The organism is Sinorhizobium terangae, assembly GCF_009601505.1.
GTDB classification, from domain to species: domain Bacteria; phylum Pseudomonadota; class Alphaproteobacteria; order Rhizobiales; family Rhizobiaceae; genus Sinorhizobium; species Sinorhizobium terangae.
Genome location: NZ_WITC01000078.1, coordinates 36,295 through 58,386 on the forward strand (window position 1 = coordinate 36,295; position 22,092 = coordinate 58,386).

16 protein-coding genes and 2 pseudogenes are annotated in these 22,092 nt (G+C 63.3%); 8 read left to right on the top strand and 10 right to left on the bottom strand.

Going from position 1 to position 22,092, the window contains the following annotated elements; genetic code table 11:
• The first annotated feature begins 17 nt into the window (after window positions 1–17).
• The 4 genes from GHK62_RS19165 to GHK62_RS19180 are packed head-to-tail and all read left to right on the top strand — an operon-like array spanning window position 18 to window position 4,090.
• Window positions 18–1,493 (top strand): aldehyde dehydrogenase family protein, encoded by a 1,476-nt coding sequence (locus tag GHK62_RS19165; protein WP_153440711.1) that lies wholly within the window; start codon window positions 18–20, stop codon window positions 1,491–1,493.
• Between the two features lie 14 nt (window positions 1,494–1,507).
• Window positions 1,508–2,542 carry a proline racemase family protein gene (locus GHK62_RS19170; protein WP_167528304.1) on the top strand — a complete coding sequence of 345 codons (1,035 nt, stop codon included), beginning with the start codon at window positions 1,508–1,510 and terminating at the stop codon, window positions 2,540–2,542.
• A 13-nt stretch (window positions 2,543–2,555) separates the two neighbouring features.
• Window positions 2,556–3,317 (top strand): SDR family NAD(P)-dependent oxidoreductase, encoded by a 762-nt coding sequence (locus tag GHK62_RS19175; protein ID WP_153440713.1) that lies wholly within the window; start codon window positions 2,556–2,558, stop codon window positions 3,315–3,317.
• 17 nt (window positions 3,318–3,334) lie between these two features.
• Window positions 3,335–4,090, top strand: a complete 756-nt coding sequence (locus GHK62_RS19180; protein ID WP_153440714.1) for an SDR family NAD(P)-dependent oxidoreductase — start codon at window positions 3,335–3,337, stop codon at window positions 4,088–4,090.
• A gap of 70 nt (window positions 4,091–4,160) precedes the next feature.
• Here GHK62_RS19180 and GHK62_RS19185 read toward each other — a convergent pair whose 3' ends face one another.
• The 3 genes and pseudogenes from GHK62_RS19185 to GHK62_RS19195 all read right to left on the bottom strand — a co-directional run.
• Window positions 4,161–4,514 carry a cupin domain-containing protein gene (locus GHK62_RS19185; RefSeq protein WP_153440715.1) on the bottom strand — a complete coding sequence of 118 codons (354 nt, stop codon included), beginning with the start codon at window positions 4,512–4,514 and terminating at the stop codon, window positions 4,161–4,163.
• Window positions 4,515–5,194: 680 nt separating this feature from the next.
• Entirely contained in the window at window positions 5,195–5,554 is a 360-nt protein-coding gene (locus GHK62_RS19190; RefSeq protein WP_153440716.1) for an SPW repeat protein, read from the bottom strand.
• A 267-nt stretch (window positions 5,555–5,821) separates the two neighbouring features.
• Window positions 5,822–5,950 (bottom strand): annotated as a pseudogene (locus GHK62_RS19195) (inositol monophosphatase family protein); the annotation flags it as partial.
• A 412-nt stretch (window positions 5,951–6,362) separates the two neighbouring features.
• Here GHK62_RS19195 and GHK62_RS19200 point away from each other — a divergent pair.
• The 3 genes from GHK62_RS19200 to GHK62_RS19210 all read left to right on the top strand — a co-directional run bounded on the left by GHK62_RS19200 (window position 6,363) and on the right by GHK62_RS19210 (window position 10,816).
• Entirely contained in the window at window positions 6,363–6,572 is a 210-nt protein-coding gene (locus GHK62_RS19200; protein ID WP_184108481.1) for a dodecin, read from the top strand.
• 304 nt (window positions 6,573–6,876) lie between these two features.
• Window positions 6,877–8,763 carry a sigma-54-dependent Fis family transcriptional regulator gene (locus tag GHK62_RS19205; RefSeq protein ID WP_153440718.1) on the top strand — a complete coding sequence of 629 codons (1,887 nt, stop codon included), beginning with the start codon at window positions 6,877–6,879 and terminating at the stop codon, window positions 8,761–8,763.
• Window positions 8,764–9,013: 250 nt separating this feature from the next.
• On the top strand, window positions 9,014–10,816 hold the full coding sequence (locus GHK62_RS19210; RefSeq protein WP_153440719.1) for an NAD(P)/FAD-dependent oxidoreductase: 1,803 nt from the start codon (window positions 9,014–9,016) through the stop codon (window positions 10,814–10,816).
• A 15-nt stretch (window positions 10,817–10,831) separates the two neighbouring features.
• Here GHK62_RS19210 and GHK62_RS33645 read toward each other — a convergent pair whose 3' ends face one another.
• Window positions 10,832–11,008, bottom strand: coding sequence for a hypothetical protein (locus GHK62_RS33645; protein WP_167528302.1), 177 nt, complete (start codon window positions 11,006–11,008; stop codon window positions 10,832–10,834).
• A gap of 246 nt (window positions 11,009–11,254) precedes the next feature.
• Window positions 11,255–13,435 (bottom strand): catalase/peroxidase HPI, encoded by a 2,181-nt coding sequence (katG, locus tag GHK62_RS19215; RefSeq protein WP_153440720.1) that lies wholly within the window; start codon window positions 13,433–13,435, stop codon window positions 11,255–11,257.
• Window positions 13,436–13,721: 286 nt separating this feature from the next.
• Between katG and GHK62_RS19220 the strand changes: the two genes are divergently transcribed.
• Entirely contained in the window at window positions 13,722–14,654 is a 933-nt protein-coding gene (locus tag GHK62_RS19220; protein WP_153440721.1) for a hydrogen peroxide-inducible genes activator, read from the top strand.
• A 164-nt stretch (window positions 14,655–14,818) separates the two neighbouring features.
• Here GHK62_RS19220 and GHK62_RS19225 read toward each other — a convergent pair whose 3' ends face one another.
• The 5 genes and pseudogenes from GHK62_RS19225 to GHK62_RS19245 form a co-directional block, all read right to left on the bottom strand.
• Window positions 14,819–17,035 (bottom strand): xanthine dehydrogenase family protein molybdopterin-binding subunit, encoded by a 2,217-nt coding sequence (locus GHK62_RS19225; protein WP_153440722.1) that lies wholly within the window; start codon window positions 17,033–17,035, stop codon window positions 14,819–14,821.
• 3 nt (window positions 17,036–17,038) lie between these two features.
• Window positions 17,039–17,497 (bottom strand): annotated as a pseudogene (locus GHK62_RS19230) ((2Fe-2S)-binding protein).
• A gap of 226 nt (window positions 17,498–17,723) precedes the next feature.
• A complete protein-coding gene (locus GHK62_RS19235) occupies window positions 17,724–18,680 on the bottom strand; it encodes an AraC family transcriptional regulator (RefSeq protein WP_153440723.1) in 957 nt (318 codons plus the stop codon).
• A 124-nt stretch (window positions 18,681–18,804) separates the two neighbouring features.
• Window positions 18,805–20,175: a sigma-54-dependent transcriptional regulator gene (locus GHK62_RS19240; protein WP_153440724.1), complete on the bottom strand. Its 1,371-nt coding sequence runs from the start codon at window positions 20,173–20,175 to the stop codon at window positions 18,805–18,807.
• Window positions 20,172–22,040, bottom strand: a complete 1,869-nt coding sequence (locus GHK62_RS19245) for a sensor histidine kinase (RefSeq protein ID WP_153440725.1) — start codon at window positions 22,038–22,040, stop codon at window positions 20,172–20,174. The genes GHK62_RS19240 and GHK62_RS19245 overlap by 4 nt, the downstream gene beginning before the upstream one ends.
• Window positions 22,041–22,092: the final 52 nt, after the last annotated feature.

Consider the following 22,092-nt stretch of genomic DNA (forward strand, 5'->3'; position numbering starts at 1 on the left):
GAATCAAGGAGTGAACCATGCGCAGTGAACTCTACATCGATGGAAAATGGACAGCGGCATCAAGCGGCGCGATGTTCGATGTCGTCAATCCGGCGACGGAAGAAGTGATCCACGAGGTCGCCGCGGCCACGGCGAAGGACGTAGATCTCGCCGTGAAGGCGGCGCGTCGCGCCTTCGACAAGGATGGCTGGCCGAAGCTGTCGGGCGCGCAACGGGCAAAATATTTGCGCGCCATCGCTGACGGCATCCGGGCGCGACAGGCGGAAATCGCCCGTCTCGAAGTCATCGACAACGGCAAGCCGTTTCCGGAGGCCGATTGGGATGTCGCCGATGCGGCCGGCTGCTTCGATTTCTATGCGGGGCTTGCCGAGCAGTTCGACAACAATCCGGAAGAGCCGATCGCGCTTGCCGATGCTCGCTTTACCTCCAAGGCGGTCAAGGAGCCGATCGGCGTCGCCGGTGCGATCATCCCCTGGAACTACCCGCTTCTCATGGCGGCCTGGAAGGTGGCGCCGGCGCTTGCCGCCGGCTGCACGGTCGTGCTGAAGCCGGCCGAAGTGACGTCGCTGACGGCGCTCGAACTCGCGGCGATCGCCGACGAGACGGGCTTGCCGCCGGGCGTGCTCAATATCGTCACCGGGTCCGGCTCGGTCGCCGGACAGGCGATCATCGACCACAGGCAAGTCGACAAGCTCGCCTTCACCGGCTCCGGCCCGGTCGGCTCGAAGATCATGGCGGCCGCAGCTCGCGACATCAAGCGCGTCAGCCTCGAACTCGGTGGCAAGTCGCCCTTCGTCGTCTTCGACGATGCCGATATCGACGAGGCGGTCGAATGGATCATGTTCGGCATCTTCTGGAACCAGGGGCAGGTCTGCTCCGCCACATCGCGCGTCCTCGTGCAGCAGGGCATCTACGACCGCCTGCTGGCGCGACTTGTCGAAGAAACGAAGAAGATCAGGATCGGCAATGGTCTCGAAGAGGGCGTGCTGCTCGGGCCGCTGGTCTCCAGGCGCCAGCACGAGCAGGTGGTCGCTGCGATCGAAGCGGCGAAAGCTGCCGGGGCGACTGTCGCCTGCGGCGGGAAGCGCCCGGAAGGCTTCGAGAAAGGCTACTATCTCGAGCCGACGATCCTGACCGAAGCGCCGTTGGAGAGTGATGCCTGGCGCGAGGAGATTTTCGGCCCGGTCGTCTGCATCCGTCCGTTCGCAACCGAAGAGGAGGCGATCGAGCTTGCCAACGATTCCCGCTTCGGCCTCGCCGCAGCGGTGATGTCGAAGGACGATGTCCGCGCCGAACGGGTCGCGAGCGCCTTCCGCGCCGGCATCGTCTGGATCAACTGCTCGCAGCCGACGTTCACTGAGGCACCCTGGGGCGGCTACAAGGAATCGGGCATCGGCCGCGAACTCGGCCGCTGGGGCCTCGAAAACTATCTCGAGACGAAACAGATCACCCGTTTTGCCACCGGCGAGAAGTGGGGGTGGTACCTCAAATGAATGGCTCCGTCTCCATGAACTGGACCCGCTCCCTTGACCTGCTGTTGGTCCATTGCCAGGGCGAGATCGGCAAGGTGATCGTCGGTGGTGCGCCGGAAATTCCGGGCGCGACCATGCTCGACAAGATGAACCACATCAACGCGGTCGACGACAGCCTGCGCCGCTTCGTCACGTTCGAACCGCGCGCGAGCGTCGCCATGTCGATCAATCTGCTCGTCGCGCCGACGCGGCCCGGTACCGATGCAGGCGTCATCGTGCTGCAGGCCGACCGTGCCCATCCGATGTCTGGCAGCAATTGCATATGCGTCGTGACCGCTCTGCTCGAAAGCGGCCAAGTTGCTATGCAGGAACCGGAAACGATCGTCCGGCTCGACACGCCGGCCGGCTTGATCGTCGCCCGCGCCGCCTGCCGCGATGGCCGCTGTCTGTCCGTCAGCCTCGACAATGTGCCGAGTTTCGCCGAGGCGCTGGACCGGGAGGTCGAGACGCCGCGATGGGGTCGCATCAAGGCCGATATCGCCTTTGGCGGCGTCTACTACGCGATCGTCGATGTCGACCAGATCGGCGTCGAGATCGCGCCGGCGCATGCGCGCTATCTGGCGGAGGCGGGGATAGAGCTGAAGTCGCTTCTCGCCGAGCAGATGACCGTGCGCCATCCAGAACTTACGGGTATCGACGAGATCGCCTATGTGATGTTCCGCGCACGGGACCCGGACGGCGCCGTGCGCACCTGCACGACGTTGAAGCCGGGGCGCGTCGACCGGTCGCCCTGTGGCACGGGAAGCTCCGCAAACCTGGCGACGCTCCATGCCCGCGGCGAGGTCGCCATTGGAGATCGGCGGATATCGCGCTCGATCATCGGCGGCGAATTCATTGCCGAGGCGATCGGTACGGCGGAGGTCGGCGGCCGACCTGCAGTGCTGCCGCGGATCACCGGGCGCGGCTGGATCTATGGTCGGGAGCAGCTCCGCATCTCCAGCGACGACCCGTTCAGAAGCGGCTTTGCGCTCTCCGACAGCTGGGGACCGCAGGTCGATATGCTGGGCTGAAGGAGAAATGGCGATGTCTGCAAAATCTCTCGCGGGCCAACACGTGCTTGTCACGGGCGCTTCCGGTGGGATCGGGGCTGCGATCGTCGAGCGGCTGGCGAAGGAGGGCGCACGCCCGATCATCCATTACGGCCGCGACAGGGCGGCGGCCGAGGCGCTGCTCGCGCGGATTTCCGGCAATGGGCGGATCGTCCAGGCCGACCTTTCCAACACCGACGGGGCCTTCGAGCTCTGGCGGAAGGCGGAGGTCGAGGCAGGCCGCATCCACGCGCTGGTCAACAATGCCGGCATCCGCACCGAGGTTTCGATCGACGCGGGCTGCGACGCCTGGAGGGACGCCTGGCGACAAGAGTTCCAGGTGAATTTCTTCGCCGCCGCCGATCTCTGCAAGGAGGCACTCAGGCACTTCAAGGCGCATGCCGGCGGCCGCATCGTCAATATGGCCAGCCGCGCGGGCCAGCGCGGCTATGCGGCCGATGCGATGCCCTATGGCGCGACCAAGGCGGCACTGATCAATCTCACGAAATCGATCGCGCGCAGCTTCGGCGGGGACGGCGTCGTTGCGGTGGCGATCGCGCCCGGCTGGGTGAAGACGGAGATGGCCGAGGACTTTGTCGCGAAATTCGGCAAGCAGGCCGCTGTCGCCGACATACCGATCGGCGAGATGGCAGATGTCTCGGAAATCGCCGAGCTCGTTGCCTTCGCGCTCAGGCCATCGCAGCGTTCGCTGAATGGCGCAACGCTCGACGTCAATGGCGGCAGCTACATTCGTTAGATCTCAAGGAGCGGAACATGATGAGATTAGAGGGCAGGGTCGCGGTCGTTACCGGCGGGGGCGGAGGAATCGGTTCCGCCATATCGCGGCGGCTGGCGGAAGAGGGCGCGTTGGTGGTGGTCTCCGACGTCAACGCCGATGCGGGGAGGACCGTCGCCGCCGAAATCGTCGCGGCTGGTGGCTCCGCCGTCGCCATCGCCGCTGACATTTCTCATAAGGAGCCCTGCTTCGGGCTGATCGCCGAGACATTTGCGCTGAAGAAACGCATCGACATTCTCGTCAACAACGCCGGTATAAATCGGCGCGGCAACCTGTTGTCACTGACCGACGACGACTGGCACGCGAGCTTCGCGGTCAATCTCGATTCGATGTTCCATCTCTGCCGCGCCGCCATCCCGCACATGATCGAGGCAGGCGGCGGCGCGATCGTCAACACCGCCTCGCAATGGGGCCTCTACCCGGCGCCGAACCACATCGCCTACAACACCACAAAGGCCGCGGTTGCGGCTTTCACGCAGAACCTCGCCCGCGACTATGCCCCGCACAAGGTCCGCGTCAACGCGGTCTGCCCCGGCGAAATCCACACGCCCATGCTCGAGGCGGGGGTTAAGCGCTCGGGGCGCACTATCGCCGACCTCGACAAGCTTGTGCCGTTCGGCCGGATCGGCAAGCCGGAGGAAGTTGCCGCGCTTGTCGCCTTTCTCGCATCCGATGAGGCAGCCTTCATGTGCGGCTCGCTCGTCGAGATAACGGGTGCTCAGGCGGTTGCTTGAAGTGGCGAGCGGCAGCAACGGGCCGATCATTCAGGTTCCGTCTATCGCAGTCGGCTGGAAGAGACCATCGCTATTCAAGGTCCTCTTGCACAAATTTGCTCGCGACATGGAGATCCGTCGTCTCCAGGCGACCGGGACCCAGGTTGACAAATTTGTGTGGCGTGTTCGCAGGCCCGAAGACGATCTGCCCCGAAGTGGCTTCTAGCTGCTGGTCGCCAACGGTAAACAGAGCCCGGCCTTGGCGAACGATAAAAACTTCATCATACGGATGCTTGTGGAGTTTGGGGCCTCGGCCGATTTCATCAGTTGTGTAGAAGATAACGGAGATGTCGGTGCCAAACACGTTACCTTCGAATCCACCTTTCCAAACGTCCTCCTTTTCAGCCCATTGAGCACGGTTCAGGAGTGCCGGTTTCTTTTGCATGCATGTTCCTCTTGATGTCTCAACACCTCTTCAACATGACAATGCTTCCTCAAGTTACGTTGAGGTCAACGGTTGATTTCAACGTTCCGGTCACTTGGTCGGAATTCCAGTCGCTGCGTGCCTCCGCCGCCAATTTGAGGCTTCTGAGGTAAAGCCGAGTCCCACAGGAGCCGTCACCTGAGGGGAAGGTCCACATCGGGGCCTGGCTGCCGAGCGGTTGACAGAGCCATGCAGGTGGGCGTGAGATGGCTTGAGAACTGTGGCTCCGCGGCGACCGCAAGATTTTATCAGGAAAGAGATCGGGTCGGGCGGAGCTCTTCACATCTTGATGAGGACAAGGCCATCGCAGCTTCCAAGAGGCACCTGACGGCCTCTCAGGCGGGAAGTATCGCCGCAGCCGCAGGCGTCTCAAGATGCGTTCCCATGCATTTCTCGCCCCGCTATCTCGGTCGAGAGCAATTGTTGTTGGACGAGTTTCGGAGGGGACTTACCACAGGACTCGCCACCCTCTGACTACAGCGCCGCGCGTCTTTTCAGACGCACAAAGGACGCTGTAGCCCTTTGAGAAATCATGCTGTCTCATGCATGTCACCCAAAAGTGTGCAGCCGTATCGGGACAGCGACATGCAAGAAAGCCATGGCCTAACGCGTCGCATCAGTCCGATTGAACGCGACGCGCTTCAAGCATGCGACTGTGGGTGGCGATAGTCCCAGACAGCCCAGGCCGACAATGCTGCGACGAGCACGCCGAGGATGACGTGTGTCCACATCGCGTTCATGTTTGCCATGAAGCCGAGCAGCCAGGGAGAAACGATCAGCCAGAGGCCGATCACCATGTTCACCCATTCCTCCCATTCTGCGAAGGCTGAAAGCGCAGCAATCGCCAGCGCGCCGAGCACGATGCCGGCGATCCAGGCATTCCAGGTCGGCACGGCGTCAACCGCAAAACCGATGACCCAGGGAGAGAGGAACAAGCACACCCCAAGGACCAGGTTGGCCCAGTCCTGAGCCCTTTTTCCCGCAATGAGAGTGTTTGGCATGACAACCTCCACGTATGAAGTTTGGCCAAAGCGTCACCCTCGCGTGCGCCTGACGTTTCAGCTCCGCTGCATCGGTCGCACGGTCGCTGTAACGCTTTGAATTGCTAGGTTAATTTTACGCTCAAATCGAGCTCAATTCAAGAATCCCGCAACCCACGAATTTTATGGATTGTTCACCCGAAATCCGCGGCTCAGTTCCCTGATACCGTGGTTGACGTGTTTGTCCCGGCGGATAACCATCGCCAGTGAGCACAGCGGCCACACCGTTCAGAGACCCGCCAACTTGCTCAGGTCGTCGATCGCGCCCGGTGCCGCGGCGAGAACGGCGGCGCCCTTGGTCAGGCGCTCGCCCTCGACGGGGACGGACAGGTACCAGCCGCCCGCTGATGATGGCAATGCCGAAGGCGATTGACGACGTTCGCCCAGCCGGTAGAGGCGATCGCCCGGGAGGCGGTGACATGGTTCGGCAAGGAGAGCGCGGAAGATCCTTCCGCGCCAAATCATCGGTTTGACTGAACGCCGATCTCGCCTGGCGCTCCTCCGTCTGTGGCGGGTAGGCCCCGCAAATTCCGGACGCGCCGGCTGGCAATCGCGATCCAACGGGCGCATGCTGGCCGCTATCGCCCTCGATGATTGGCGATGCGAGCGCGCCGTCGCACTCTTCGCTGCTCGAGGGCGGTCTTCGGAATACTGCATGTTTAAATCGGAGCCGATTTAAACATGCAGCAATTCAGAGTGCTGCAGCGACCGTTCTGCGCCTGAAAAGCGCACGGCGCTGCAGGATCAATCAGAACCCGAGGAGGTTGCTGTGAGCGGGCACGTCTACAAGAAGATAGAGTTGATCGGAAGTTCAGAGGCCTCGGTTACCGACGCCATCGAAACGGCGATTTCACGGGCCTCGAAAACCATGCGCAATCTCGACTGGTTCGAGGTCGACCAGATTCGGGGGCAGATCGTCAACGGGGAGGTGGCGCATTATCAGGTCGTCATGAAGGTGGGCTTCCGCCTCGATGATTGATGCGCGCGGCCGATGGCATCCGGTGCCGGCGACCCTTGCTTAAAAGAGAGCCCTCCCCAACCCAACAAGGGGGAGGGGCTTACGATGCAGCGCCCGCTCCGTCTCGGCCCCGACGGTTCCATGGTTTGAGGGTGCTGGAGATTGGCACCTGCGTTGGCCGCGCGTGCCAAACTCCTCCCCCTTGTGAGGACGGTTGGGGAGGGGTCTTGATTTCGGACGCACCGTAGCCGGTCCCCTTCCTTTACATTTCGGCTTCCCATGCGCACACTCGCGCCCCAGGAAGGCGTTCCGTTGGGAGGCGGTCATGTTTTCACATTCCGACCATATCCGCGAAATCGAGCGCGTCGGCCGTGGCCTTCCGAGCAGTCGCGACGATATGGTCGTCAAATCCTGGCGACGCTGCCTGGAGCATCACCGCCTCGACCCGGCGCAGGCTTGCGAGGCCTATATCGTACCGGAGACGCGGCTCAAGGAGCATCGCCAGCAATCGGAAGACCTGATCACCATCGCCCGCTCCGGTCTCGAGCATCTGTTCCGGCAGGTGGCGGGCCAGAACTATGTGCTCCTGCTCTCCGACCGGCAGGGCGTGACTGTCGAGTTCCTTGGCGACCCGCTCTTCAACAACAGCCTTCGCAAGGCGGGCCTCTATCTCGGTTCCGAATGGTCCGAATGGCGCGCCGGAACCTGCGCTGTCGGCGCCTGCATCGAGACGGGCGAGGCGTTGACGATCCACCAGACCGACCACTTCGACAACACGCACACGCCGCTCTCCTGCACGGCGGCGCCGATCTACGACATCCACGGCGAACTTTCGGCCGTCCTCGACATCTCGCTGTTGAGCTCACCGATCCTGAAGGCAAGCCAGAACCTGGCGCTTCATCTCGTCACCGCCAGCGCAAGGCGGATCGAGCTCGCCAATCTCATGGCTCAGGCTCGGCACCAATGGGTGCTGCGTTTCTCGCGCTCGCCGGAATTCCTCGACGTCGATCCGGAGGCGGCGATCTCGATCGATGGTCTTGGGCGGATTGCCGGCATGACCCATGGCGGGGCGAAGATCCTCGCCCGATCGACCGGGCTTGACTGGCGTGATCCGCGCCAACTCATCGGCGAGCCGGTATCGCGCTTCCTCGACCTGGAGATCGACGACCTTCCCGAGCTCACGCGCCGTCGGCCGACGCAGGAGCGGCTCGTTTTCGCCCGCGACGGCAATGCGCTCTTTGCCCATGCCATCGAGCCGCATTCCGGCATCCGCGCGCCGGGCGTCTCGCGCGCTCAGATCCCGCCGCCGCTGCGCCGGCTCGGCGGCGATGCGCCCGAAATCGTCGCATTGCAGGCAAAGGCCGCGAAACTCGCCCGCACGGGGCTGCCGATCCTCATCCAGGGCGAGACCGGGACTGGCAAGGAATACCTGGCGCGCGCCATCCACGAGGGCAGCGGCCTCAACGGCCGATTCGTCGCCATCAATTGCGCGGCAATCCCCGAGCAACTGATCGAGAGCGAGCTCTTCGGCTATCTGCCGGGCGCCTTCACCGGCGCGTCCGCCAAAGGCCGCAAGGGCCTGATCGAGCAGGCGGACGGCGGCACGCTTTTTCTTGACGAGATCGGCGACATGCCTCTTGGACTGCAAAGCCGCCTGCTCCGGGTGCTGGCCGAGCGCGAAGTGCTTCCGGTCGGAGGCACGGTGCCGCGACCGGTCCAGATCAGGATCGTTTCGGCCTCGCATCGGCCGTTGCAGGCGCTGGTCTCGCAAGGCGCCTTTCGAGAGGATCTCTATTACCGGCTGAACGCTGCAACGCTCTCGGTCCCGCCGCTGAGAGACAGACGGGATTTCGACTGGGTGCTGGAGCAGATCCTGAAGCGGCATTCCGGTGCTCAAGGTGATCTGGCGTTCTCTCCGGCCGCGCTGGTCGCCCTCAAGGCGCATGATTGGCCGGGAAACATTCGCGAACTCGACAACGCCGTCGCGGTTGCGGCGGCGCTAGCCGATGGCTCTGTCATCGAAGTTTGCGATCTTCCGGACTATCTCGTAGCGAAGATCGAGCCGGACGAGGCGGGCAATGCGGGGACGGCGTTAAGCCTGATGCTCGACGCCTGCAACTGGAACATTTCCGAGGCGGCCCGCCGTCTAGGCCTCGACCGCTCGACGGTGCATCGGCAGATCAGGCGCTATCACCTGAAGCCGCATCGGTAAGAGTGGCGTCACCCGATTCTGGAGGGCACCTGCAACAGGTCGGGCGCCTCACTTGTGGCGACCGCATCGAGGCGTGCAACAGTCCTAATTCCTCCTGTTCCTGAAAACATTGCGGTTTTCCTGGCTGCGACGCTTGGCACGGCCATTGCACATCGCTGTTCGACCGCAGCGGCAGCGCTGCGCAGAAATACCCTCGCCGGCGGATGAGGAGTCGCCCGCGAGCCAGGCCCAACGAAGAGGAGGAGATCTCATGCTTGAAGAAAGTCCCAGCACCCGCGTTGACAGCGCGCTCGCCAAGCTCGGCAGGGCGCTCGAACAGGGCGATATCGAGGCCGCCGTCAACCTGTTCCAGGCGGACTGTTACTGGCGCGACCTCGTCACGTTTACCTGGAACATCAGGACGATGGAGGGGCGGGACCAGATCCGCGACATGCTGACGAGCCAGCTCGCAGTGGTGAAGCCGGCGCAGTTTCGTCACGACCCGAACGAACAGGCGAGCGGCGCAGACGGCGTAACCGACGGATGGTTCGAATTCGAGACGGACGTGGCGCGGGGCTACGGCCATATCCGGTTAAAGAACGGTCTGATCTGGACGCTTCTCACGACGATGACCGAGCTTAAAGGGCACGAGGAGCCGAAAGGCCTCAGGCGACCACTCGGCGCCGAGCACGGTCACGACCCCAATCGCCGGACGTGGACGGAAAAGCGCGAGCGGGAGGCGGCCGACCTCGGCTACGCGACGCAACCCTACGTCGTCATCATCGGCGGCGGCCAGGGCGGCATCGCGCTCGGCGCGCGCCTGCGTCAACTGAACGTGCCGGCGATCATCATCGAGAAGAACGAACGCCCGGGCGACAGCTGGCGCAAGCGCTACAAGTCGCTCTGCCTGCACGATCCGGTCTGGTACGACCATCTGCCTTATATTCCCTTCCCGGAGAACTGGCCGGTCTTCGCGCCGAAGGACAAGATCGGCGACTGGCTGGAGATGTATACCAGGGTGATGGAGCTCAACTACTGGGGCTCGACCACCTGCAAATCCGCCAAGTACGACGAGCAGGCGAAGGAGTGGTCGGTGGTCGTCGAGCGCAACGGCGAGGAAGTCGTGCTTCGGCCGAAGCAGCTCGTGCTCGCGACCGGCATGTCGGGCAAGCCGAACATTCCGAAACTCAAGGGCCAGGACGTCTTCAAAGGCGAACAGCAGCATTCGTCTGAGCATCCGGGTCCGGACGCCTATAGCGACAAAAAGGTGGTCGTGATCGGCTCCAACAATTCCGCGCATGATATCTGCGCGGCGCTTTGGGAAGGCGGTGCCGACGTGACGATGGTGCAGCGTTCGTCGACGCACATCGTGCGTTCGGACACGCTGATGGATATCGGGCTCGGGGAGCTCTATTCCGAGCGGGCGGTTGCCGCCGGCATGACGACGCGCAAGGCGGACCTGATCTTCGCATCGCTGCCCTATCGGATCATGCACGAGTTCCAGATTCCGCTTTACGAGAAGATGCGCGAGCGCGACGCCAAGTTCTATGCCGATCTGGAAAAGGCCGGCTTCATGCTCGACTGGGGCGCCGACGGTTCCGGCCTGTTCATGAAATATCTGCGCCGTGGGTCCGGCTACTACATCGACGTCGGCGCCTGCGATCTCGTCATCGACGGCAGCATCAAGCTGAAATCGGGCTCCGACGTCAGCCACCTGACGGAAGATGCCGTCGTCCTGAAGGACGGCACCGAGATTCCGGCCGACCTCGTTGTCTACGCCACCGGTTATGGCTCGATGAACGGTTGGGCGGCCGACCTCATCTCCAAGGAGGTCGCCGACAAGGTCGGCAAGGTCTGGGGCCTCGGCTCCGATACGCCGAAGGATCCGGGTCCCTGGGAGGGCGAGCAGCGCAACATGTGGAAGCCGACGCAGCAGGAGGCGCTCTGGTTCCACGGCGGCAACCTGCATCAGTCACGACATTATTCGCAGTATCTTTCACTGCAGCTGAAGGCCCGCTGCGAAGGCATTCCGACGCCGGTCTACGGTCTCCAGGAGCGTCATCACCTCGGTTGATTGGCGATGCACAGCCTAACTGTCCAGATTGAGCGAAAGCTGTGCGCCGCCACGCTTCAGCACGGGCAGGGGCGGGGTCAATTGAATCCGCCCGAAGATCTGTCTGCGCCGTTCTTCCTCGCGCTCTCGCCGGACGCGAGAAGCAGCAACGACGGCCATGGCGCGGTTTATGACTTCTTCGGCATGGGTCATGATAGCTCTCCGAATGTTCACGTTATGTTCTCATTTGGGAACCGCGTTGTCAACCGCCGTCCACAAGCCTCGTGTGCGTGCTTGGCCATCGTAAGCTGGCACTTGAGAATGCCTATTGAGTGGAGCTTTGGTTCAACTTTTCTGGGCTGATTCACAACCCGAATTGTGGGTCCCGGCAAGTTGCCGGGACCCGTCTCTCATATTTATGCACCGACCCGTACACCGGTACGGCCGATTCGACCCGGATCAGACGAGGTCGAAGCGATCGGCGTTCATCACCTTGTTCCAGGCTGCCACGAAATCGCGCACGAACTTCTTGGGCGAATCCTGCTGTGCGTAGACTTCCGCGATCGCGCGAAGCACGGAGTTCGAACCGAAGACGAGGTCGACGCGGGTGCCGGTCCACTTCACCTCGCCGCTCTTGCGGTCGCGTCCCTCGTACACGCCCTGGGCTTCCGCAGACGCCTTCCACTCCGTGCCCATGTCGAGCAGGTTCACGAAGAAGTCGTTGGTGAGCGTCCCGGGGCGTTTGGTGAAGACGCCGTGCTGGGACTGTCCGATATTCGCGTTCAGCACACGCAATCCGCCGACGAGAACCGTCATCTCCGGCGCCGTCAGCGTCAGCAGCTGTGCCTTGTCGACCAGCAGCTCCTCTGCCGAAACGGCATATTGAGCCTTCTGGTAGTTGCGGAAACCGTCGGCGATCGGTTCGAGAACGGTGAAGGATTCCACATCGGTCTGCTCCTGCGATGCATCCGTGCGGCCCGGCGCGAAGGGAACTTCCACATCATGTCCGGCGGCTTTGGCTGCCTCCTCGATCGCGGCGGCGCCACCGAGGACGATCAGGTCGGCGAGCGAAATCTTCTTGCCGCCGGACTGCGCCTCGTTGAAGGTCTTCTGGATGCCTTCGAGAATCTCCAGCACTTTTGCGAGTTGGACGGGCTGGTTGACTTCCCATTCCTTCTGGGGCTCAAGGCGGATGCGCGCGCCGTTCGCACCACCACGCTTGTCGGAGCCGCGGAAGGTCGAGGCCGACGCCCAGGCTGTCGAGACCAGTTCGGAGACGGAAAGGCCCGACGCGAGGATCCTGGCCTTCAGGCCGGCTATGTCCGCCGCGTCGACCAGGGCATGATCGACGGCGGGAACCGGATCCTGCCAGATCAGTTCCTCTGCCGGGACCTCCGGGCCGAGATAGCGCGAGCGCGGACCCATGTCGCGATGCGTCAGCTTGAACCACGCCCGGGCAAAGGCGTCAGCGAACTGATCCGGATTCTCGTAGAAGCGCCTTGCGATCTTTTCGTAGGCAGGGTCGACCCTGAGCGCAATGTCGGTGGTCAGCATGGATGGCGCGCGACGCTTCGACGGGTCGTGCGCATCGGGTATGGAGCCGGCGCCCGCACCATGCTTCGGTTGCCACTGATGCGCGCCGGCCGGGCTCTTGGTCAGTTCCCACTCGTAGCCGAACAGGTTCCAGAAGAAATTGTTGCTCCACTTCGTCGGCGTCGAAGTCCAGGTGACTTCAAGGCCGCTGGTGATGGTGTCGCCGCCTTTGCCGCTGCCGTAACCGCTCCTCCAGCCGAGGCCCTGCTCTTCGATACCGGCGCCTTCGGGTTCCGGGCCGACAAGCGTGGCATCGCCCGCGCCGTGGGTCTTGCCGAAGGTGTGGCCGCCGGCGATGAGGGCTACGGTCTCCTCGTCGTTCATGGCCATGCGGGAGAAGGTCTCGCGGATGTCGCGGGCGGCCGCGATCGGATCGGGGTTACCGTTCGGTCCTTCCGGGTTGACGTAGATCAGCCCCATCTGCACGGCAGCAAGGGGATTTTCGAGCTCGCGGTCACCCGTGTAGCGCTTGTCACCGAGCCACTCGGTCTCCAAGCCCCAATAGATGTCTTCCTCCGGCTCCCAGACGTCGGCACGGCCGCCGCCGAAGCCGAAGGTCTTGAAGCCCATCGATTCCAGCGCACAGTTCCCGGCAAGGATCATGAGGTCGGCCCAGGAGATGCTGTTGCCGTATTTCTGCTTGATCGGCCAGAGCAGCCGCCGCGCCTTGTCGAGGTTGGCGTTGTCCGGCCAGCTGTTGAGCGGCGCAAAGCGCTGCGTGCCGGAGGACGCGCCGCCGCGGCCATCGCCGGTGCGGTAGGTGCCCGCGCTATGCCAGGCCATGCGGATGAGAAGCGGACCGTAATGACCAAAGTCGGCCGGCCACCAGTCCTGGCTGTCCGTCATCAGCGCGTAGAGATCCTGCTTGACGGCGTTCAGGTCGAGCTTCTTGAACTCCTCGGCGTAGTTGAACGCCTCGTCCATCGGATCGGAGAGCGTCGAATTCTGGTGAAGAATTTTGAGGTTCAACTGGTTGGGCCACCAGTCGCGGTTCGACGTGCCGTGCACGACTGGGCAGCGGCCCGTTTTTTCGGCTTTTGCGTCCATTTTTGTCTCCCATTGCGATTGCGCGAATTTCGCTGGTTCGGTTTCATGGCCAGCGCGAGCGCCAGGCACATGGAATGTTCTTTGCTTGAGGTCCTTCTGGGAAAAGGCCCTCTGACAAAACAGCCTCGGGTACCTACGTTCTGAATGGTCAGGACGCCGATAACTTTCCCGCCGTCGGAATTCGAGGCGGTGATGCGGCTGCAGCTCCTCTGCAGCTTAATCACTCTAGCAAAAGGGTTCCATTAATTTAAGTTGGATTTCCTGATCGCTGCGATAAGATGAAGTTATGATCAATTTCACACTCAAGCAGCTTCGCTATTTCGAGGCATTGGCCCGATACGGCCATTTCGGGCGCGCGGCGGATGCCTGCGCAATCTCTCAACCCGCATTGTCGGTGCAGATCAAGGAACTGGAGGAAGCACTGGGCACGGAGCTCTTTGAACGAGGCGCGCGCCAGGTTCGGCTCAGCAGTTTCGGAGAGGTGCTTGCCCAGCGCGTGCGCGACATCCTGCGCTCGGTCGATGAACTTGCCGATCTGGCGCGCGCTTCGCAGAACCGGCTGGCGGGACGGCTGCGGATCGGCGTCATTCCGACGGTGGCTCCCTACCTGCTGCCCAGGATTATAGGCAATCTCACCCGCATGTATGATGGGCTCGATATCAACGTGCGCGAGACGCTGACGTCGAAGCTGGTTCAGGACCTGTTGGAGGGCCGGCTCGACACGGCCATCGTGGCACTGCCGATCTCCGAACCGTCCTTGACCGAGGTTGCGCTCTTCGAGGAGAATTTTGTGCTCGTTCGGCCGGATGACGACGAGGGAAAGCCGGTGCCCAGTCGCGAAAGCTTGCGTGAAATGCGGCTGCTTCTGCTTGAGGAGGGCCATTGCTTTCGCGACCAGGCCCTGTCCTTCTGCAATATGCGCTCGGCGCTGCCGCGGGAATTGCTGGACGGCAGCTCCCTGTCCACGCTGGTCCAGATGGTCAGCGCCGGCATCGGTGTCACGCTGATCCCGGAGATGGCCGTACCGGTGGAAACGCGCTCGGCATCGGTGTCTGTTGCCCGCTTCGAGAGCCCCCAGCCCTCGCGCACGATCGGCATGATCTGGCGCAAGACGAGCCCCTTGGCCAAGCAACTGCTGCAGATTTCAGAAGTCGTTCGCCAATGCGCGGATAAGATGCCGGCGAGATCCGGATCGGCGGTGAGAGCAGGGTCTGATTGAATCATTGTTACAACTGCCGAGCACCGGACGGCACCCCCCTCTGCCCGGCAGGGCAGAGGGGGGTGTCAACGCCGCCGCGTTCCAAATTTCCGCCGCTGCAGCATGATCCGATTGCGTTTGGATTGCGCTGATGCCCGGCCGGAGTGGCGGCCGGGCATCGGAGACTATGCGTTGAGCGATTTTGAGAACGGCATGACGCGGATCCGCTTGCCGAGCGCCTTGTAGGCGGCATTGGCAACGGCCGGGCCGATCGGCGGAACCCCAGGTTCGCCGATGCCGGAGGGCGGATTGGCCGAGGGCACGATGTGGACTTCGACCTTCGGCATGGAGTCGATCCTGAGCGGCGTATAGACGTCGAAATTGCCCTGATCGACCTTGCCGTCCGTCAGCGTGATTTCCTCGCCCAGAATGGCGCCGAGCCCGAAGCCGATGCCGCCCTCGACCTGGGCGCGGACCTGGTCCGGGTTGATCGCCAGACCGCAATCAACGGCGGCGACCACGCGTTCGACCTTGATGCCGCCATTCCCGTCCGTCGATACCTCGGCGATCTGTGCCACCACGGAGCCGAAGCTTTCTGCGAGGGCGACACCGCGAAAGCGGCCTTCGGGCAACGGCTTCTGCCATTCCGCCTTGTCCGCCGCCAGCTTGAGCACGGTTGCGTGGCGCGACTCTGGCTCGAGCAAGGACAGACGGAATTCCACCGGATCGCGTCCCGCCGCTTCGGCTACCTCGTCGAGGAAGGTTTCGGCGGCAAAGGCGGTATGCGTCGAGCCGACCGAACGCCACCAGAGAACGGGAACACCGACGTCGGTGGTGGTGAGGCCGACTGTCTGGTTGGGGATGCCATAGGGCAGGTTGCTCGCCCCTTCGACCGACGTCGGGTCGACCCCGTTTTTGACCATCCCCTCGAACGCCGTCTTCGCCATGATGGACTGGCCGACGATGTGATTGTTCCAGGCGACGAGCTTTCCGTCCGCATCGATGCCAGCCTTGAGGGTGTGCACATAGGCGGGGCGATAGCGGCCCGCGCGCATGTCGTCCTCGCGCGTCCACTGCACCTTTACCGGGGCACGGAACCCGATCGCCTTCGCCGCATGCACGGCCTCGACGACGACATCGCCGTCGAAGACGGCCCGCCGGCCGAAGCTGCCGCCCGACTTCATGACGTTCAGGCGGACCTTGTCGGGGGCGATTCCGGCGATCTCGCCGGCAAGCTTCTGGTAGACGTCCGGGAACTGGTGTCCGCCCCAGACCTCGAGCGTGCCGTCCTCATTCATGCGCGCGACGGCATTCAGCGGCTCCAGGGCGGCGTGCGCGAGATAGGGGAACTCGAAGCTCGCTTCGATGACCTTCGCCGCCTGCGCAAAGGCGGCATCGGCGTCGCCCTCCTTGCGGGCAACCGCCGCCGGGGTCTTTTTCGCGAGATCGCGGTACGTGGACATGACCGCCTGCGTGCCGCGCTTTTCCGCCGCCGCGTCGTCCCACTCCACCTTGACTGCCTCGCGCCCCTTGATCGCCGCCCACATGTGTTCGCCAATCACCGCAATTCCCCGCGGAGTTTCGACGACGTCGACTACGCCCTTGATGCCGCGGGCGGCAGAGGGGTCGAAGGACTTCGCCTTCGCGCCGAAGAGGGGCGGGTGGATCATCACGGCCGTCAGCATGCCGGGCAGCTTGACGTCGATCGTATATTGCTCCGTCCCGTTCGTTTTGCGGGCGCTGTCGAAACGCTTCAGGCCGGCATTGCCGATCAGCTTCCAGTCGCCCGGCTGTTTGAGCTTCACATCTGTCGGCGCCGGCATCGCCGCCGCCCTGGCGGCAAAGACGCCGAAGCCGCCGCTCTTGCCCGAGGGATGAGCAAGAATGCCGTTCTCGACGGTGATTTCCGCCGCATCGACGCCCCACTCGGAGGCCGCCGCAGCGACAAGCATGGCGCGGGCCGCGGCACCCGCCTTGCGATAGCGCTCCCACGAGGACGCCATCGAGGTCGAACCTCCGGTTGCCTGGATTGCACCGCCGAAGGCGAGATTGCCGTAGGCCTTGATATTGCCGGCGGCACCCTTCACGTCGATCGCCGACCAGTCTGCATCGAGTTCTTCCGCCACCAGCGTGGCGAGGCCGTTATAGGAGCCTTGCCCCATTTCGAACTGCGATGAAAGGACGGTCACCTTTCCATCGCCGTCGATTATCAGATAGGGCGAAAAGGAATGCGCGCCTTCTGCCGATGTCGTCTCGGCGGCCGCCGCCGGCGATGCATGCAGGAGGTGGAAGCCGACGGCGATGCCGGTGCCGGCAGCGAGCGCGCCAATGAGGAACTGCCGCCGCGACGCCTCAACCCGTGCAGCGGGGAGGGTAACCGATTGCATCAGTCTCGGGATCATGGCTCAGCCCTCCAGGCGCTTTGCGGCTTCATGAATGCCGGCTCGGATTCGATGATAGGTCGCGCAGCGACAGAGATTGCCCGCCATTGCGGCGTCAATGTCCTCGTCGCTGGGCTTCGGATTGCTGGTCAGAAGATCTGTCGCCGACATGATTTGTCCCTACTGACAGTAGCCGCACTGCGGCACGTCGAGATCGGCCCAGACGGCCTGGACCGCTTCCGCGACCTTGCCCTTGAGCCCCTCGATGGTGGTTACCTCAGCTCCTTCGATGTCGCCGATGAGCGTCTGGCAGGACCGGACCGGCGCGCCATCGACATAGACCGTGCAGGCGCCGCATTGCGCCATGCCGCAACCGAACTTCGTACCTGTCAGTCCCACAAGATCGCGGATCACCCAGAGAAGCGGCATATCCGCCTCGGCTTCGACCGAGTGCTTGACGCCGTTGATCGTCACAATTGCCATGGTGGTCTCCTCGCGTTGGGCGCAGCTCTCGGCTTGGGAGATGCCGGTTCGTGCGCCGCAGCCATTCGCCAGGCTGCGGCCAGAGCTTAGAAGACCATACCGCGGCCCGGTAGAGTCGATCCTGTCGGATTGTTGCCTATTCCTGTCGACTTGACGCAATTGTGATCATGGTGACGCCGCCACGTCGAGCCAAGCGAATCGATTTGAGTGCCGCACCGCGCCGTTTCTAGTCGATCGAGTCGCGCCTGTTCGGCTCGCTGGAGTTCAGGATCGACCTGATGTCCCTTATCGGCGGATGGCCGAAAGCACGTCGATATTCCCGGCTGAATTGCGTCGGGCTCTCGTAACCGACGCGTGCGGCGGCCGTCGCTGCGTCGAGCGACTGCGACAGCATCAGGTCCCGTGCGTGATGCAGGCGCAGGTGCTTCTGGAACTGCAGCGGGCTCATTGCGGTCATCGCGCGGAAATGGTGGTGGAGCGTCGAAACGCCCATGTTCGCAACCTCTGCCAACTCCTCGACGCGCAACGGCCGGGCATAATTTTCCTTCAACCATGCCACCGCCTTTGCGACGCGGTTGCTGTTGGTGCCGGCGAGCGCGAAGCGCCGAAGCCGCGTCCCTTGCTCGCCGGTAAGCAACCGGTAGAGGATCTCATTGTGAATATGATTGGCAAGGAAAGGGATGTCCGCCGGCGAGTTCACCAGCGAAATCAGTCGCAACAGCGCGTCGAACAATTCCGGTGTCGCGGCGCCGACGACGACGCCGAGGTCGCGTTCGGGCATGTCCGCTGGCTGTATGTCGTGATCGGTGATGATCCTGCGCAGTTTCTCCAGATCAAGGCGCAGGGTCGCGGCCACATAAGGCTCGCCCTCGCTCGCCTCGCAGATCTGGCCGGTCATGGGCAAGCCGATGGCGGTCACGAAGAAGCAGGACTCGTCGTAGACGAGCGTTTCGTTGCCGACCTTGACGCGCTTGCTACCCTTGACGATCAGCGACAGGCTCGGTTCCGAGACACCGGAAAACGGCCCGGCCGGCTCGATGACGCGGTAGAGGACGAGCCCCGGGATCGGATGGCTGTAGCGAACCCCGTCCCACGGCAGTTGCGAGAGCTTGTCGAGAATTCGCGTGCGAAGGGGCGCTGTTTCTTCGCGCAGGTCGCGCTTCTGCATGCTTGCCTCGCTCATTGCCGTATCTTTATTGGGCCGTCTCTTCATTGGCGTTCGACCGCTAAGCTTATCACAATATTTTGATCTCGACACGATTAGGCAACCGCCAACCAGCAATGCTGCCCGATATCTCTTCCCAATTTCAGGCTCGATTGTCCGACGGCGCAGCCCGCTCTGCATAGTCCGCCCGGTTGATGCCGTGGCGTTGCAGCTTGTCATAGAAGGTCTTGCGCGGAATGCCGAGCGCTTCCAGCGTTTCCTTGACGTCACCCCGATGCGCCGTCAGGGCTTCCTTCAGGATCTCGGCCTCGTAGCGCTCCAGCCGCTCCGGAAGCGATGCCCCGGCATCGGCCGCAGGCGGGAGCGGGTTGCCGAGGTTTCCTTCAACACCAAGCGCCACACGCTCCGCAAAATGCGACAGCTCGCGCACATTGCCGGGCCAGGAATGCGACATCAGGTGTTGCTGGACAGCCAGAGACACCGACGGAACGTCACGCTCGAAACGTTCCGCCGCCCGGCTCAGGAAATGCGAGAAGAGCAGCGGAATATCCTCGCGCCGCTCGCGCAGCGGCGGGATCGAAAGCGTCACGACATTCAGCCGGTAGTAGAGGTCTTCACGAAAGTCGCCGCGCTCCGCGGGATCGCCGAGGTCGACCTTGGCGGCGGCAACGACCCGGATGTCGACCGGCCGCGTCTCGTTGGTGCCGAGCGGAGTGATCTCCCGCGCTTCGAGCACGCGCAGCATCTTTACCTGGGTTGCCGGCGGCATCGCCTCGATCTCGTCGAGAAACAGCGTGCCGCCGCTTGCATGCTCGATCCGGCCGATCCGCTTTTTCACGGCTCCGGTGAAGGCGCCCGGCTCGTGACCAAAGAGCTCGCTTTCGATGACCGTTTCGGGGAGCGCGCCGCAGTTGAGGGCTACGAAATTGCCGTTCCTGCGTCGGCTCCACTGGTGAAGCAGGGTCGCGACCACCTCCTTGCCGCTGCCGGTCTCACCGGCGACAAGCACGTCGACGTCGGTGTCGGCAATGTGTTTCAGCGTCTGTCGCAACCGTTCCATCACCGCTGTCTGGCCGATCAGCGGCAGGCTGTCGGAGGCGGCTTCCGCCGCGCGGCGCAGCGCCCGGTTCTCCATCACCAGGCGGCGCTTCTCCTCGGCGCGGCGCGCGCTCTGGACCAGCCGATCGGCGGCAAAGGGCTTGGCGATAAAATCATAGACCCCATCCTGAATGGCCTGCACGGCCATCGGAATGTCGCCGTGTCCAGTGACCAGAATGACGGGAAGATCCGGGTCGAGGGCCGCCACCTTCTGGAAGAAAGCGAGCCCGTCGAGGCCCGGCATGCGGATATCGCTGATGACGACCCCGTCGAATTCGGGGTTGAGCGCGTCAAGCGCCTCGATGGCGCTGGCAAAGGGCGAGACCGTGAATCCGGCGAGCTCCAGGGTCTGCTGCATCGCCTTGCGCAGGTCGCGGTCGTCGTCGATCAGGAACACGGATGCGGCGTCGCTCATTGTGCTTGAGCCTTCTTCAAATGGACTGTGAATGTGGTTCCGGAGGCGCTCGTCTCGACCGCGATGTCGCCGCCATAGTCGGCGACGATCTCCTTGGAGATCGCGAGCCCGAGACCGAGTCCGTCGTCCTTCGAGGTATTGAAGGGCGTGAAAAGCTCATCGCGGATATCCTCCGGAATGCCGGGACCATTGTCCGCGACCGTCAGTTCGATGCCACGCCCGGTTTCCGCGCACCGCACGCTGATCTCGCCGTTTTCGGCGCCGCCGAGCGCTTCCAGCGCATTCTGGAGAAGGTTGATCAGCACCTGTTCCAGGCGAATGCGATTGCCCATGGCTTTGAGCCCATTCGGGGGAAGAGAGATCCTGATCGTGTCCATGCGACCGGCAAAGCGGCTGCGAAGCAGAAGCATCGCCCCTTCGACGACGTCGCGCATCTCGGTCGGCTCGGCGACGAAGTTTCCCTTGCGGGCGAACCGGCGCAACTCGTCGGTGATTGTTCCGACGCGCTCGGTAAGCTCGGCGATGCTGGTGAGGTTTTCCGCCGCGGTCGCGCTTTGGCCGCGATCGAGAAAGGTGCGGGCGTTGTCGGCATAGGCGCGGATCGTGGCGACGGGCTGGTTGATTTCGTGCGCGACGCCGGCGGCGACCTGCCCGAGGATCGCCAGCCGGTTGGCCTGCACGAGATCCTGCTGAACGGCCTGCAGCTTTTCAGTCGTCTGGCGATGGTCGGCGATTTCCGTTTCGAGGCGGTCGCGGGCCATGGTGAGGTCACGCGTCCGCTCCTCGACGCGCGCCTCCAGCTCGTTGCGTGCTGCGCGTTCCGTCGCCGAACGCAGAGCGATCGTCTGGCGCCGGCGCATGAGAAAGGCCGCAAGCGCAAGCAGGGGAACCAGGATCGCGAGCATCTCAAGCCTTGCATCGCGTGCGCCGGCCGACAGTGCCGGGGTAAGCGGCGACAATTGCTCCAGCCGCCAGTTCGTCGACGGCACCAGCGTTTCGACGCGCAGGAACGTCTCGGCGCGGCTGCCTGGAAGCAGGGCATCGAGGGTGGAGGAGCCATCGGCCTTCGCTTCGATCTGGCTGAAGGGCAGCGGCAGCAAGGGCGCGTCGCCGAATTGCAGGCTTTCACGGATCGACGCCAGACGGTCCTCGGGAATTTGCTTCGTCGTCATGAAGCGCCAGGAGGGGATGCTGGTGATGATGACGATGCCCCGTCGGTCGGTGACATAGACGGGCTTGCCCGTGCTCGCCCAGTCGGCTTCGACGCCGTCGAACTCGAGTTTGGCGACGATCACTCCGATCGGCCCCGACGGCCCGTCGATCCGCCGGGAAATGTAGAGGCCCGGCCGCTTGCTGACCGTCCCCATGGCGAAATGCTCCGCCTGGCCATCGCGGATCGCCAGCCGGAAATAGTCGCGAAAACCATAATTGCTTCCGACGAAACTCGTCGGCTCCCGCCAATTGCTCGCGGCGATAGCGACGCCGTCCAGCCCGATCAGATAGACGACCGCTGCGCCGGCACTTGCGGCAAGCTCTTCGAGCTTGCGGTTGATCTGGTCGAGTGAGCGCGCGTCCGGCGTCAGAAGCGACTGGCGGATCGCCGTGTCGTCGGCGAGCACCAGCGGCAGCGCGCGCTGTTTTTCGACGACGGCACGCAGCAGCGATGCCTTGAGGCTGGCATCGATACGGCTTTGTTCAGCGAGCGCGCCGAGCGCATTTGTCCGGCCATATTCGCCTGCGGCGAGGAAGCCGAACGCAAGTAGCGCGACCGCGACGAGCGCGAAGATCGACCACGACCGCCGGGCGCGGCGCTGGAGATCGCCCAGATCATTTTTGAGGGGAATGGTCATGGCGACATTGTGCATCTTTTCGCCCAGCCTGCCAATTCATCTGTGCGGATTTCCGCCCAACTTGGCG

What these genes read in the sequence shown, in the direction of transcription:
- GHK62_RS19225 (WP_153440722.1), bottom strand. Translation starts at nt 17,035, where the DNA reads ATGATCCCGAGACTGATGCAATCGGTTACCCTCCCCGCTGCACGGGTT.
- GHK62_RS19235 (WP_153440723.1), bottom strand. Translation starts at nt 18,680, where the DNA reads ATGAGCGAGGCAAGCATGCAGAAGCGCGACCTGCGCGAAGAAACAGCG.
- GHK62_RS19190 (WP_153440716.1), bottom strand. Translation starts at nt 5,554, where the DNA reads ATGCCAAACACTCTCATTGCGGGAAAAAGGGCTCAGGACTGGGCCAAC.
- GHK62_RS19245 (WP_153440725.1), bottom strand. Translation starts at nt 22,040, where the DNA reads ATGCACAATGTCGCCATGACCATTCCCCTCAAAAATGATCTGGGCGAT.
- GHK62_RS19210 (WP_153440719.1), top strand. Translation starts at nt 9,014, where the DNA reads ATGCTTGAAGAAAGTCCCAGCACCCGCGTTGACAGCGCGCTCGCCAAG.
- GHK62_RS19170 (WP_167528304.1), top strand. Translation starts at nt 1,508, where the DNA reads ATGAACTGGACCCGCTCCCTTGACCTGCTGTTGGTCCATTGCCAGGGC.
- GHK62_RS19180 (WP_153440714.1), top strand. Translation starts at nt 3,335, where the DNA reads ATGATGAGATTAGAGGGCAGGGTCGCGGTCGTTACCGGCGGGGGCGGA.
- GHK62_RS19165 (WP_153440711.1), top strand. Translation starts at nt 18, where the DNA reads ATGCGCAGTGAACTCTACATCGATGGAAAATGGACAGCGGCATCAAGC.
- GHK62_RS19205 (WP_153440718.1), top strand. Translation starts at nt 6,877, where the DNA reads ATGTTTTCACATTCCGACCATATCCGCGAAATCGAGCGCGTCGGCCGT.
- GHK62_RS19240 (WP_153440724.1), bottom strand. Translation starts at nt 20,175, where the DNA reads ATGAGCGACGCCGCATCCGTGTTCCTGATCGACGACGACCGCGACCTG.
- GHK62_RS19185 (WP_153440715.1), bottom strand. Translation starts at nt 4,514, where the DNA reads ATGCAAAAGAAACCGGCACTCCTGAACCGTGCTCAATGGGCTGAAAAG.
- GHK62_RS19220 (WP_153440721.1), top strand. Translation starts at nt 13,722, where the DNA reads ATGATCAATTTCACACTCAAGCAGCTTCGCTATTTCGAGGCATTGGCC.
- GHK62_RS33645 (WP_167528302.1), bottom strand. Translation starts at nt 11,008, where the DNA reads ATGACCCATGCCGAAGAAGTCATAAACCGCGCCATGGCCGTCGTTGCT.
- GHK62_RS19175 (WP_153440713.1), top strand. Translation starts at nt 2,556, where the DNA reads ATGTCTGCAAAATCTCTCGCGGGCCAACACGTGCTTGTCACGGGCGCT.
- katG (WP_153440720.1), bottom strand. Translation starts at nt 13,435, where the DNA reads ATGGACGCAAAAGCCGAAAAAACGGGCCGCTGCCCAGTCGTGCACGGC.